Here is a 12,525-nt window from a genome sequence, read left to right as displayed (position 1 = left end):
TATTGGTTTTGATCAGCGGAGTTGTGGGTACACGGTAGGACGAAAGGAGGGAAGCGAGGAGGGCGGCTGACGGAGTGCTCTTTTCTCTTTTATGATTTAAGAGCGCTTCGATGAACTCTTAAACTATGGCGAAAACTCTAACCAAGGCGGCATAATCCTTTACTTAGTCATCTAACATTTTGCTAACCATTATTTCTCGTTACTTATAATCGTTTCAAAATGCTCAACAACTGGAAAAGGATCATAGTAGTGATGAAGAAGTTCTTTCCACTTCAAATATTGGCTTGACTGCCGAAATCCAATTGTATGATCTTCAATTGTCTTCCAATCTACTAACAGGATATATCTGTTTTCCTGCTCTACACATTTTCTTAAAGAGTGTCTTACATATCCTTCGATGGAGCTGATATACTGCCCCGCAATCTTAAAATCCAGTTCAAACTGTTTTTCCTTGCCAGGGATTACATTAAGAATGGCGACCTCTAAAATCATGTTCTTCTGCTTATTAAATGGTATATCCAATCAAAGATAATATAAATGGAAAAGGATTTGATTGTTGGAATGCTATACAAAGTCCTCTTTTTCCTGGGGTGATTTAAGAGTGTTGCGCTGAACTCTTAAACCAAGAGTGGAGTTGAGGGCTGACTTGCGAAGTTTAAATAAACGAGCGGAAAGAAACTTCGCCAGTCTCTCTGTGAATTTTAAACTGACGAAGTCACGTGGAAGTCGGAGAGAGACTTCGTAAGTTAGTCTCCGACTACAACACGCACATTTGCCCCGTCGGCCGGACAGTAGTTCCGCCTAAGACCGCTTCGTTGAACTCATAAACCAAGTCGGCGAATTACTATATTCGAGGGGAATCTTTATTGGATATGGAATTTGAAATTGACAGCGACACGTTAAAAGATCTTGAGATCTTTTCCGGGCGATCGGGAGGCGATGGCATCAGCCAGCTCTTTCAGTCCACCAGAACATTGGGAGGGAGAGATCTGCTTCAGAAAATAATGAGGGAACCTCTCTCGGATATCGATTCTCTTAACGAAAGGCTGGAGATGATCAGGCATTTTCGCGACAATGCAATAGCGCTCGAGCTCAATTACAGCCAGGTTGACCTTGTTGAACACTACCTTAAAACAAACAAAAGATTCCTCCGAAATAACCCTATAGACGCGCTTTACGATCATCTTTCGAACAAGATTAATATTAAACCCAATTATTATGTTGTCAGGGAAGGTATTAACAATATAATCCGGGTGATTATTGATGAGCTGTTCAGAGGAACCAATCCGAAGGATGCCGTCGAAGCGTCGTTATTGATTATCCGGGCGATGATCAATATTCCGAACTGCGTATTTCTGATCTCCACCCATCATACGGAACTTGCTGCAGACGTTGGGATCAATCCCCGGGTCTATTTTTAATATATGGAAAGCACGTTTGATGAATGGAAACCCAGGTTCTCATTTAAATTAAAGGATGGGGTTACTGATAGCAGAACGGGGATGTGTATATTGGAGAAGGAGGGGGTGATGGAGGTGTTGAGGAAGGCGGCGGGGAATGATGATAACAGGGGGTGAAGTTATCATAAAGAAACGATCATTTCTGGCTTCTCAAATCTGTTAAAAATAAAATAAACGAATAACTCAATTTTCTTTGTCAGGTTTTTTGCAATCCACCGACTAATAGATTATAAAACCAAATAAAATAAAATGAAAGTGAAAGCTATTTTTATATCCCTTATTTGCATTATGGCAATCATGTATGGTTGTGATAAAACTTCTAATGTAAAATTAGATGAAATGATAAGTGTAGACGGTACTCTGAAATTTGCTGGCACCTTTAAAGGCGTTGGATCAGAAAATGTAAGTGGCCAGGCGAAGATATATCTGACCAATAACATCTACATGCTCAAATTAGAAAACTTCAGTACGAGTAATGGACCTGATCTTAAAGTGTATCTTTCAACTGCATCTTCTCCTTCAGAGTTTATTTCCTTAGGCAATTTAAAATCAACCAATGGCAATCAGGTTTATGAAATAAGTGGAACCCCAGATTTTACCAAACATAAATTTGTGCTAATACATTGTGAACGCTTCAAACACCTTTTTGGCAGTGCTGAATTAATGAAATAAATCCCCGTTACATCTGTATTTACCTATTATTCGTATATACTCTAAATTAATTTATTATGCGCTTATTTATTCTTTGTACGGCTTTAACTTTTATAGTTATTTCCTGCAGCAATCCCCAAACAAATAAAAGAATGGCTTTGCAGGAAACGAGTTATCCTATGCAACTAACAGATGCGGAGTGGAAAGAAAAGTTAACGCCTGACCAATATCATATTTTAAGGAAAAAAGGTACAGAGCGTCCCGGTACGGGCAAGTATGATCACTTTTATGAAAAAGGAACCTATTACTCTGCAGCATCTCTTCAGCCCGTTTTTAGCTCGTCAACAAAGTTTGATTCCAAAACAGGGTGGCCAAGTTTTTATGATGTTATTAGTAAGGATGCTGTAAAAATTGTACAGGATAACAGTGACGGAATGGTTAGAGGTGAAGTAGTTGACAGTAAAAGCGGATCGCATCTTGGTCATTTATTTGATGATGGCCCTGCCCCAACAGGCAAGCGATACTGCATGAATTCGGCTGCGCTTATTTTTGTTCCGGAAGGCGGCAAACCCCCAACTACTTCAAAATAAAATTACTCCAGCAACATTTAGATATATGAAAAAAATAGCAATAATTTTTGTTTCCGCCTTTTTGATGATTCCTTTGTTTTCCTGTACGCAGCAGGTGAAAAAAATGCCACAGAAAAAGGAATCAGCGGCAGATCTTTCAAAACTTAGCCAGGCTACATTTGCTTCGGGCTGTTTTTGGTGCTTGGAAGGCGTGTACGAAAGTGTTAAAGGAGTGCATGAAGTTGTATCTGGGTATTCCGGAGGGAAAGAGCCCAACCCCACTTATGAGCAGGTTGGCTCACATGCCACGGGCCATGCAGAAGCGGTGGAGGTTTATTATGATTCATCCATTGTATCATACCCCACGTTATTAAAAGTTTACTTTGCTTCGCAGAATCCCACACAGGTAAACGGACAAGGTCCCGATAAAGGTGCGCCTTATCGTTCTATCATTTTTTACAGAACAGCGGAGGAAAAAATGCAGGCTGAAAAATCTATTGCTGAAACTCAAAAAAAATATACTGAGCCAATAGCAGCACAGCTTACATCGTTTAAAAAGTTCTGGAAGGCGGAGGAATATCATCAGGATTACATTCAAAAAAACCCTGACGTTGCTTATGTAAGAGGAGAAAGCATACCACGTATTAAACGATTTCAGAAACAATTGCCAGAGCTCATAAAGCCTGATCATAAATTATAAAAACATGTAATCACAAAAATCACGTCAGATGCTAATAATGAAAAAGATATTTTTTTTAATCAGTTACCTTTTATTGGCAATAAATATGTTCGCCCAAAAAGTGCCTTCGCACCAGGCTTGGGACAAATTGCTTAAAGAACATGTAAACGCATCGGGCATGGTTAATTACAAAGGTTTTAAAAGGGATAAATCTGAATTCGATGCCTATTTAAAAACACTCAGCGATAATCCCCCTCAAAAAAACTGGAGCCAAAATGACGAAAAAGCTTTTTGGATAAATGCCTACAATGCATATACTATTTCTTTAATCCTTCAAAAATATCCGGTAAAAAGCATTAAGGATATTGCAGGCAAAATATATAAGGTTAATACACCCTGGGATATTAAATTTATTAATATCGGGGGAAAACAATATGATCTTAATAATATTGAACATAGTATATTGCGTAAAAAATTTAATGATCCACGGATACATTTTGCTCTTGTGTGTGCTGCAATGTCTTGCCCAAGATTGCGTAACGAGGCATATGCGGGCGCTAAGCTTAATGCTCAGCTTGAGACTGCGGGCAAAGACTTTTTAAATGATAAAGCCAAAAATAGCATCACGGCAGACAAGGCTGAACTATCTAAATATTTTACCTGGTACGGCGGTGATTTCACTAAGAATGGAAGTTTGGTCGATTTTATAAATAAATATTCTAAAACTCAGATAAATTCAAACACAAAAATCAGTTACCTGGATTACAGCTGGAGCCTGAACGAACAGAAATAATCAGTAACATGCCTCAAAACATCGTCATCATAGGGAACGGAATTGCAGGCATCACCTGTGCAAGAAATATTCGTAAGCAAAGCAATAACAACATCACGGTAATTTCTTCTGAAACCGAACATTTTTATTCACGTACGGCGCTTATGTACATTTACATGGGGCACATGAAGTATGAACATACCAAACCTTACGAAGACTGGTTTTGGGAGAAGAACCGGATACAACTGGTAAATGATCATGTGATTTCAATTGATGTAAGAGGAAAAAATATTTTATTGCAAAAAGGCACTTCAATCAATTATGATAAGCTGGTTATAGCTACAGGGTCGGTGTCTAACAAGCCAGATTTTCCCGGAATAAATTTAAGCGGCGTGCAAAGTTTATATGGCATGACCGATCTGGAATTGATGAATGAGAATACCAAAGGAATTAAACGTGCCGTGATAATAGGCGGCGGTTTAATTGGTATTGAAATGGCGGAAATGTTATTGTCAAGAAACATTCATGTTACCTTTTTGATCCGTGAAGACGCATACTGGAACAATATATTACCGCCGGAGGAAGCAGAACTGATATCAAGGCATATTAAAGAACACCATGTTGATTTAAGAACTGGCACAGAGTTAAACGAAATAAAAGGCGATCGAAAAGCAATCTCCCTCATCACCAATAAAGGAGAAGAAATTGCCTGTGAATTTGTTGGTGTAACCGTAGGTGTTAGCCCAAACATTTCTATAGTAAAAAACACAGAGATAGAAACCGACAGAGGCGTTTTGGTGACTGAATTTTTTGAAACCAATATTCCCGATGTTTATGCAATTGGAGATTGCGTTCAACACAGAAATCCACCGGTTGGCAGAAAGCCTGTAGAGCAGGTTTGGTACACGGGAAAGATGCATGGCGAAACTTTGGCGCAAACCATTTGTGGTAAAAAGGCTGCTTATAATCCCGGGCCATGGTTCAACTCAGCCAAATTTTTTGATATAGAATACCAAACTTATGGAACCATGAATGCTAAGCCTTTAGAAAATGAAAGCTCATTTTATTGGGAACACCAGGGAGGAAAAATTTGTTTCCGCGTAGTGTATGATAAGAAGGATGAAACTCTTATCGGAATTAATGTTTTAGGGATAAGGCTGCGCCATGAAATATGTGATAAATGGCTACAGGAAAAAAGAAAAATTGATGATGTGATGGCAAACCTTCATCAACTTAACTTCGATCCTGAATTTTTTACTAAACATGACAAAAATATCCTTTTGGCATATAATCATCATACCGGCAAAAATATAAACCGAAAAAAGAAAAGGATGTCGCTTTTTAATTAGCAACCTGAGTTCGATTAATATTTACAAATGAGTCTGGTTTTTTTAGGTAGCAGGTGCGTTAACGATGGAAGCGGCATCTTTTTTGGCTTCTTCGGTCAAAAAAATACAGCGGACAGCGTGTTAAAACGCCCAAATTTTAACAAAAACAAGCTTTCAACTTATTATAAATCGAACTGAGGTTAGTAAAATTTTTATTCAAAGATTATGGCTCAATCTGTTGCAATCAATCCTTCTCTTTCACTCACCGAAGAAAGCGGAGTACAATCTTTTTATCAAAAGGTAGGTGGCCTCTGTATAGCCATTGCTGTGCTTGCAATGGTTGCTGCTGCTGCTGGTGCAGGGCGGGTATATCCGGCTTTATTTTTTGCCATTATTGTTGGCATGTTTGCTCTTGGTTCAGTGGCTTATGCATTGCCATACTATCATGGTTCAGCGGGTATTCACAACAACGGCATTATGTTTAAAAGCATGACAAACAAAGGAACTATCGCCTGGATTTTGGGCATTGTGCTTACGGGGTTTTATATCATCATTTATTGGTATTCATGGATGTTTGAGGGGCTGATAAGAACATTCGATCCGCTTAGTCAAATACTAAGCAACCAGCCGGCAACCCAGTGGTTTATGTATGGTGCGTTTTATACCCTTGCAGTATTAACTATGGGTATCCGGTTTATTGCAAGGAACAGGAACAACCGTTATCAGGTGATTCGCACTGTATCTGTGATGTTTTTTCAAACAGGTTTTGGTTTTCTGATCCCCATGATTTTGAAAAAATTAAATGAACCTGAATTTTATTTTTCTTATTTCTGGCCCCTCAAATACAGTTATCTTTTCCCTTCAGATGTTTCGTCGTTAATGTCCTCCGGAAATCTCGGCGTGTTCATGGTTTTTTGGGGTGCGATGATGACATTTATTGCAACACCGCTTCTTACTTATAAATATGGAAAGCGTTGGTATTGCTCCTGGGTATGCGGTTGCGGCGGATTAGCAGAAACTGCCGGTGACCCTTTTCGTCAGCTTTCAGATAAAAGCTTAAAGGCATGGAAAATTGAAAGGTGGATGGTGCACAGTGTACTTGTTTTTATTACAGTTACCACTATTTTGCTTTGGTTAAATTCTTATTACAAAGGAGGCACTCTTGGCTCTGTTTCAGGAGCATTTGCACAGTGGTATGGGTTTTTTATTGGGGCTATATTTTCCGGTGTAATTGGTGTAGGGTTTTATCCCATAATGGGCTCAAGGGTTTGGTGCAGGTTTGGTTGTCCTATGGCTGCAATTCTTGGAATATTTCAACGGTATAAATCAAAGTTTAGAATTACAACCAATGGCGGTCAATGTATTTCCTGTGGCAATTGCTCCACTTTTTGCGAAATGGGGATTGATGTTAGGGCATATGCACAAAAAGGACAAAATATCGTGAGGGCCTCCTGTGTGGGCTGCGGTATCTGTGCCTCCGTTTGCCCCAGAGGGGTATTAAAATTGGAAAACGGTGAAGAAGAAGGAAGGGTAGATGACAAACCTATCACCATCGGCAATACAAATTATTACAGTTAATTTATAAATACCTTTAGATATAATTTGTTTGAATGCTGGATGTTGTTGTAACTATCATTGTAGTACTGTATTCGTTTGCTATCCTTTTTGTGCTGATACATTCTCTTTTTGATGCTCACCTTATTTATCATTACCTGATTTCTTTCAAAAAGAAGACGCAAATCGGTTATTCAAGCGATTTTATACCCTCTGTTACGATTCAACTTCCGGTTTATAACGAACTGTTTGTCGTGGAGAGATTAATAGATGCAGTTGCAGTAATAGATTATCCGAGGGAAAAATTAGAGATTCAAATATTAGATGACAGCACAGATGAAACATCGGGTATAATTGCAGATAAAGTTACCTTGCTGCAACAACTAAATATTTCAATTCAACACATTCAAAGAAAAGACCGGGAAGGCTTTAAAGGCGGCGCTTTGAAACACGGTCTTGATCTGGCAAAAGGAGAATTTTTAGCGGTGTTTGATGCAGATTTCCTTCCCTCAAAAGATTTTCTGAAACGGACTATTCCTTTTTTTAAAGACGCTAAAATTGGTATGGTACAAACTAAGTGGGGACATATTAATAAGGACACTTCGCTTTTAACTAATCTCCAGTCCATAGCTCTGGACGGGCATTTCAGCATAGAGCAGCAGGGCAGAAATGCAGCAGGTTATTTTATAAACTTTAACGGTACCGCTGGTGTATGGCGCAAACAAACCATATTGGATGCAGGCAACTGGCAATCGGATACTCTAACAGAAGATCTCGATTTAAGTTACCGGGCTCAAATGAAAGGTTGGAAATTCATCTATCTCGAAGATTTTAATACACCTGCAGAATTACCGCCTTTTGTAAGTGCTTTAAAATCGCAACAATTCCGTTGGACCAAAGGTGGTGCTGAAACAGCAAGAAAACATATGCGGCCTTTGTTTGCTTCAAAAGCTTCGCTATCAGTTAAGTTGAACGGCGCTTTTCATCTTATTTACAGTTTTGGCTTTATCAGTGTTATAACGAATGCGTTGCTTTCTGTGCCTTTGCTTTTTATAAAAGAATTTTACCCTGATTATAACCTGTTGTTTAAAATTTCAAGCTTTATCTACATTAGCCTTTTTATTTACATCCTTCACTATTTTGTTTCTTATTTAAATAATACTTCCGGCAGTTTAATGCAAAAAGTTATAGGTTTTATTTTAAGGTTTCCCCTTTTCGTTTCCTTATTCATAGGACTATCTTTAAACAACTCGATTGGGATTATTCAGGGATATTTAGGTATTAAATCGGGATTTATTCGTACGCCAAAATTTAATGCTGTCGATCAAACAAAAGAAATAATCACCGGCAAATACATTCAACCAAAAATTAACTGGTTAAATATTACAGAAGGAGTATTGATCTTATATTTTTTATTTGGAGTGATACAATCAATCTGCTTTAAAAACTATGCAAGCTTGCCTTTACTTTTGATGGCACTCACCGGCTTTTCAATGATATTTATTTTAAGCATTAAAGAATGGCGGCAAAAATCCTTCGCTACCCTCCATGAGTGAAAAATCAAAAATTGTAGTCATTATTCCTGCATATAACGAAGAAAATTCAATTGCAAAAGTAATAAGAGATATTCCTGCGGGGTTGGTTAATGAAATTATCGTAGTAAATAATAATTCAAATGATGCTACAAATGAAAATGCACGAAATGCAGGTGCAACAGTTCTCCACGAGCACAGGCCAGGTTACGGATTTGCGTGCCTGAAAGGTATTGAATACGCGAAAGAATTACAACCTTTACCAGATATTGTAGTTTTTATTGATGCTGATTATTCTGACTTCCCTGAAGAAATAACGAAGCTTGTACAACCGATTATCTCTGCAGGTATGGATCTGGTGATCGGATCAAGAAAATTAGGAAAAAAAGAAAAGGGATCAATGACAGTTCAACAAGAAGTTGGAAATATCATAGCAACAAAACTATTAAAATTGATCTATAAGGTTCACTATACTGATCTCGGGCCTTTCAGAGCCATTCGCTTTGATAAGCTGATGGAAATAAATATGAAGGACACAACGTACGGATGGACTGTGGAGATGCAATTAAAGGCAGCTAAATTTAAAATGAAGATCGTAGAAGTGCCTGTTAGTTATCGCAAGCGAATCGGGAAATCAAAAATAAGCGGTACTGTAAAAGGTACTTTGCTGGCAGGCTATAAGATTATTACTACTATTTTTAAATACAGATAAATGCAACCGAATTTTCAATTCTGTTATATGACGAAATTTCTGACAGTCTCGAATTAAAGCTCTATGAGTGAAGCGCTATGGCATAAAAATAAACTCATTCTTTATTTACTGATCACATTCAGCGCTGCCGGTTACTATTGGCTATGCTATCAAACTCAGAGAGAAAACTTTTTTCAGGTATTTGGCTTGTTTAGCTTTTTATTCGCAGCTTATTATTTATTATATCGTTTTTTTTCAGCCGGGTATTTTAAATATTTGTTTATCGCCGGAATTTCTTTTCGCCTTCTGTTACTATTCTCAGTGCCTAATCTTTCAGATGATGTTTATCGTTTTATCTGGGATGGCCGATTAGCCGCAAATGGAATTAATCCTTTTAGCCATCTCCCCCGGGAGATAATGCAAATGCCGGCTGTTACAGGGATTTCAAAAGAACTTTTCGTTCTATTAAATTCACCAAGTTATTATACTATATATCCTCCAGTGCTTCAGGGTATGTTTTTGCTGACAGGTAAATTATTTCCGGTTAATGTGTTTTCTGCAATTGTATTTATGAAGTGCATGATTGTGATCGTAGAATTAGGCACTTTTTATTTAGTTATTCAATTGTTAAAAAAAATGTCTTTACCCAAACACCTGTCTTTGTTATATATTCTTAACCCCTTAGTGATAGCAGAACTTACCGGCAATGTTCATTTTGAAGGTGTTATGGTTTTTTTTGTTTTGCTTTCATTTTTATTCCTCCTTAATTATAACATGCAACTTTCTGCTGTTTCACTGGGGGTGGGCATTGCAACTAAACTGGTACCTGTTCTGTTTCTACCCTTAATAATTAATAAATTGGGTTGGAACAAAGGGTTGCTGTTTGCAGCTATCTCCGGGTTAATTACAATCGCGTTATTTGCTGCGTTATTTGATTGGGATACAATGCTTCACATGCTTAACAGTGTAAATCTGTTTTTCCAGCATTTTGAATTTAATGCAAGTATCTACTATTTAGTGAGATATATCGGAACAGTTACAATGGGTTTTAACATCATTGCCATTGCAGGGCCCGCACTTATCTTAATAGGCGGATTAATTATTTGTATGATTTCCTTCAAGGGAAAAAACATTTCTTCACGTTCGTATTTTACTAAAGGATTATTTGTTATCACTGCCTGGTATTTGTTTTCCACCACTATTCATCCCTGGTACATTTGCTTACCGGTGGCCGTTTCAATTTTCACGCAGTACAAGTACGCGATTATTTGGTCTTATCTTACAACATTTAGTTATTATGCCTATCAATCAATTCCCGTTAAAGAAAATTTGGAGTTGATAGCATTTAGCTATTTGATTTTGGCCGGTTTTGCTTTCTGGGAATTCCGGAATAAGAATAATAAATTCAGCAACACTTCTCAACAAAATACATAATGATAAAATTCGCATCAAAAATCCCAGGCTGAAAGGGGTTCTTCTCCAAGGATACAGGAAAACGTGGATTTAAATATAATGGTACTTGTCATCCAAAAGGAGTGGCTGGGTCAATTCTTAAAACATGTGGGAAGGCTTAGTCACCATCGCGACCACTTCTGAATATGTGTTCACAAAGATTTCCGATTCCTGAATTCCGATCTATATATCTTTGAATTATTAATTGGTGCACTAAAAATATATTCTAACTATTTAAAGATCAACCCTTAAGACTTTAAAATAATCGCCGTCTCTAATTTAGGATTACTCATTTGATGCATAAGATGGTACAATTAGCATTATTTACGGTACCTATATTTAATGAATAGAGGAATGACATCTTGTAAATAACCAATTCGAACTACCAGGTTCAAATCTTAAGCAGCATATGGCACCAGTTGTCCTAGCAGCGGTTTTGGCTTTTTATCTCAGGTTCAAAATCTTAAAAGTTAATTATGAAAAAACAATTATTCTCAGATCGTTTTAAATACTTCCTGCCTCTTCAGTTTTTAAGGGTAATACTGGTAGTCGGCATATTTTTAATGCAGCTGCCCATGAATGGCGTGTACGCACAAACATCTACTATCACGGGTAAGGTTTCGGATGCTTTGGGGTCTTTGGTTGGGGTTTCAGTGAAAGTTGAAGGCACTGCGAACGGAGTGAGCAGCGATGCCTCAGGAAACTATAATATAATCGCTCCCCCAGATGGAAAACTGGTTTTTACTTATATAGGATACACTACGCAGATTGTTAGCATAAATGACCGCCGTAGTATTGATGTGGTGATGATCGCACAATCTACTTCATTAGGTGAAGTTGTCGTAGTTGGCTACGGAACACAAAAAAAAGTGAGTCTGACCGGGGCGGTAAGTGACATAAGAGGAGAGGAACTAACCAGGCGGCCGGTATCAAGCATCCAGCAGGCATTGCAGGGACAAATGCCAGGATTAACCATTTTAGACCAGGGCGGCTCTCCGGGTAATTCGAACACAACTATGAGAATAAGGGGTATAACCACTCTGAGCAGTAATAATCCACTGGTTATTGTTGATGGTATAGAACAACCCCTGGCTAACATAAATCCTGATGATATTGAGTCCATTTCAGTATTGAAAGATGCTTCTTCTACCGCTATATATGGATCGCGGGCAGCAAACGGCGTTATTCTGATCACTTCTAAGCGGGCTAAAGAGGGGAAAGGTTCAGTTACTTATAATGCATTTTATGCCGAACAAAATTCCGTGAGTAAACCCGAACACATGGAAATTGAGAGCTATCTACGCCTGCAAAATCTCAACTACATAAATGCGGGTGCTCCTGCCAAATACACTGAGCAACAGATTCAAGATTATGTGAATGGAAACCGCGAGCAGTTTCCATTACCATTCGACTGGTATAATGTGATGCTGCGTACCGCGCCCCAGGTTAATCATTCCCTGGCTGTAAGCGGGGGAAGTGAGAATTTTAAGGGCCGGCTCAGTCTTCGCTACCAGGACCAGGATGGAACTATAGCAAATACCAACTCAAAAATCAATGAGATCCGGGTCAATACTGATCTGAAAGTTTCTAATAAAATAAATGTCGCAGGAGATGTGAATTATCGGTATGTGAATAGTGTTCAGCCCCAGAATATTACAGAGATATTCCGCCTGATGATGCAGAACTCCATTTTTACAGTTCCTAAGTATTCTGACGGTTCGTACGGTGCAGGTCCTCAGGGTAATAATCCTCTGCTCCTGGCTGAAGGAGGTGGTACCGACAGGTCTAAGAATGATTATATAACAGGAAATATAAAGGGCGACTGGAAGATTATAAA

At 38.3% G+C, this 12,525-nt stretch carries 13 protein-coding genes; 12 read left to right on the top strand and 1 reads right to left on the bottom strand.

The genetic code is table 11. The features are described 5' to 3' along the window. Nucleotides 1-189: 189 nt before the first annotated feature. A complete protein-coding gene (locus WKF69_RS00965) occupies nt 190-492 on the bottom strand; it encodes an antibiotic biosynthesis monooxygenase (protein WP_340378725.1) in 303 nt (100 codons plus the stop codon). A gap of 380 nt (nt 493-872) precedes the next feature. Between WKF69_RS00965 and WKF69_RS00960 the strand changes: the two genes are divergently transcribed. The 12 genes from WKF69_RS00960 to WKF69_RS00905 all read left to right on the top strand — a co-directional run. Beyond that, the gene (locus WKF69_RS00960) at nt 873-1,421 is read left to right on the top strand and encodes a hypothetical protein (RefSeq protein WP_340378722.1); all 549 of its coding nucleotides are present in this window, start codon (nt 873-875) and stop codon (nt 1,419-1,421) included. Nucleotides 1,422-1,424: 3 nt separating this feature from the next. Continuing rightward, a complete protein-coding gene (locus tag WKF69_RS00955) occupies nt 1,425-1,577 on the top strand; it encodes a hypothetical protein (RefSeq protein WP_340378720.1) in 153 nt (50 codons plus the stop codon). A 132-nt stretch (nt 1,578-1,709) separates the two neighbouring features. Then, complete coding sequence (locus WKF69_RS00950; protein WP_340378718.1) at nt 1,710-2,132, top strand: DM13 domain-containing protein; 423 nt, start codon at nt 1,710-1,712, stop codon at nt 2,130-2,132. Between the two features lie 56 nt (nt 2,133-2,188). After that, nucleotides 2,189-2,701 carry a peptide-methionine (R)-S-oxide reductase MsrB gene (gene msrB, locus WKF69_RS00945; protein ID WP_340378716.1) on the top strand — a complete coding sequence of 171 codons (513 nt, stop codon included), beginning with the start codon at nt 2,189-2,191 and terminating at the stop codon, nt 2,699-2,701. A gap of 25 nt (nt 2,702-2,726) precedes the next feature. Then, complete coding sequence (gene msrA, locus WKF69_RS00940) at nt 2,727-3,380, top strand: peptide-methionine (S)-S-oxide reductase MsrA (protein ID WP_340378714.1); 654 nt, start codon at nt 2,727-2,729, stop codon at nt 3,378-3,380. Between the two features lie 37 nt (nt 3,381-3,417). Next, a complete protein-coding gene (locus WKF69_RS00935) occupies nt 3,418-4,152 on the top strand; it encodes a DUF547 domain-containing protein (RefSeq protein ID WP_340378712.1) in 735 nt (244 codons plus the stop codon). Nucleotides 4,153-4,160: 8 nt separating this feature from the next. Further along, nucleotides 4,161-5,480, top strand: a complete 1,320-nt coding sequence (locus WKF69_RS00930; protein ID WP_340378708.1) for an FAD-dependent oxidoreductase — start codon at nt 4,161-4,163, stop codon at nt 5,478-5,480. A gap of 204 nt (nt 5,481-5,684) precedes the next feature. After that, nucleotides 5,685-7,037 (top strand): 4Fe-4S dicluster domain-containing protein, encoded by a 1,353-nt coding sequence (locus WKF69_RS00925; protein ID WP_340378706.1) that lies wholly within the window; start codon nt 5,685-5,687, stop codon nt 7,035-7,037. A gap of 32 nt (nt 7,038-7,069) precedes the next feature. Further along, a complete protein-coding gene (locus WKF69_RS00920) occupies nt 7,070-8,569 on the top strand; it encodes a glycosyltransferase (protein WP_340378704.1) in 1,500 nt (499 codons plus the stop codon). Further along, the gene (locus tag WKF69_RS00915) at nt 8,562-9,257 is read left to right on the top strand and encodes a glycosyltransferase family 2 protein (protein ID WP_340378702.1); all 696 of its coding nucleotides are present in this window, start codon (nt 8,562-8,564) and stop codon (nt 9,255-9,257) included. Before WKF69_RS00920 ends, WKF69_RS00915 begins: the two co-directional genes overlap by 8 nt. A 63-nt stretch (nt 9,258-9,320) precedes the next feature. Then, nucleotides 9,321-10,670 carry a hypothetical protein gene (locus WKF69_RS00910; protein ID WP_340378700.1) on the top strand — a complete coding sequence of 450 codons (1,350 nt, stop codon included), beginning with the start codon at nt 9,321-9,323 and terminating at the stop codon, nt 10,668-10,670. A 494-nt stretch (nt 10,671-11,164) separates the two neighbouring features. Beyond that, nucleotides 11,165-12,525, top strand: a 1,361-nt coding sequence (locus tag WKF69_RS00905) for a SusC/RagA family TonB-linked outer membrane protein (RefSeq protein ID WP_340378698.1), incomplete at its 3' end; no start/stop codon positions are given.

It is taken from the genome of Daejeonella sp. (assembly GCF_037719425.1).
Taxonomy (GTDB): Bacteria; Bacteroidota; Bacteroidia; order Sphingobacteriales; family Sphingobacteriaceae; genus Daejeonella.
This window is presented reverse-complemented; position numbering and strand designations above follow the sequence as displayed.

Bases quoted from the DNA above. Each gene is read 5' to 3' on its own strand.
- WKF69_RS00965 (WP_340378725.1), bottom strand. From the start codon at position 492: ATGATTTTAGAGGTCGCCATTCTTAATGTAATCCCTGGCAAGGAAAAA.
- WKF69_RS00960 (WP_340378722.1), top strand. From the start codon at position 873: ATGGAATTTGAAATTGACAGCGACACGTTAAAAGATCTTGAGATCTTT.
- WKF69_RS00955 (WP_340378720.1), top strand. From the start codon at position 1,425: ATGGAAAGCACGTTTGATGAATGGAAACCCAGGTTCTCATTTAAATTA.
- WKF69_RS00950 (WP_340378718.1), top strand. From the start codon at position 1,710: ATGAAAGTGAAAGCTATTTTTATATCCCTTATTTGCATTATGGCAATC.
- msrB (WP_340378716.1), top strand. From the start codon at position 2,189: ATGCGCTTATTTATTCTTTGTACGGCTTTAACTTTTATAGTTATTTCC.
- msrA (WP_340378714.1), top strand. From the start codon at position 2,727: ATGAAAAAAATAGCAATAATTTTTGTTTCCGCCTTTTTGATGATTCCT.
- WKF69_RS00935 (WP_340378712.1), top strand. From the start codon at position 3,418: ATGAAAAAGATATTTTTTTTAATCAGTTACCTTTTATTGGCAATAAAT.
- WKF69_RS00930 (WP_340378708.1), top strand. From the start codon at position 4,161: ATGCCTCAAAACATCGTCATCATAGGGAACGGAATTGCAGGCATCACC.
- WKF69_RS00925 (WP_340378706.1), top strand. From the start codon at position 5,685: ATGGCTCAATCTGTTGCAATCAATCCTTCTCTTTCACTCACCGAAGAA.
- WKF69_RS00920 (WP_340378704.1), top strand. From the start codon at position 7,070: ATGCTGGATGTTGTTGTAACTATCATTGTAGTACTGTATTCGTTTGCT.
- WKF69_RS00915 (WP_340378702.1), top strand. From the start codon at position 8,562: ATGAGTGAAAAATCAAAAATTGTAGTCATTATTCCTGCATATAACGAA.
- WKF69_RS00910 (WP_340378700.1), top strand. From the start codon at position 9,321: ATGAGTGAAGCGCTATGGCATAAAAATAAACTCATTCTTTATTTACTG.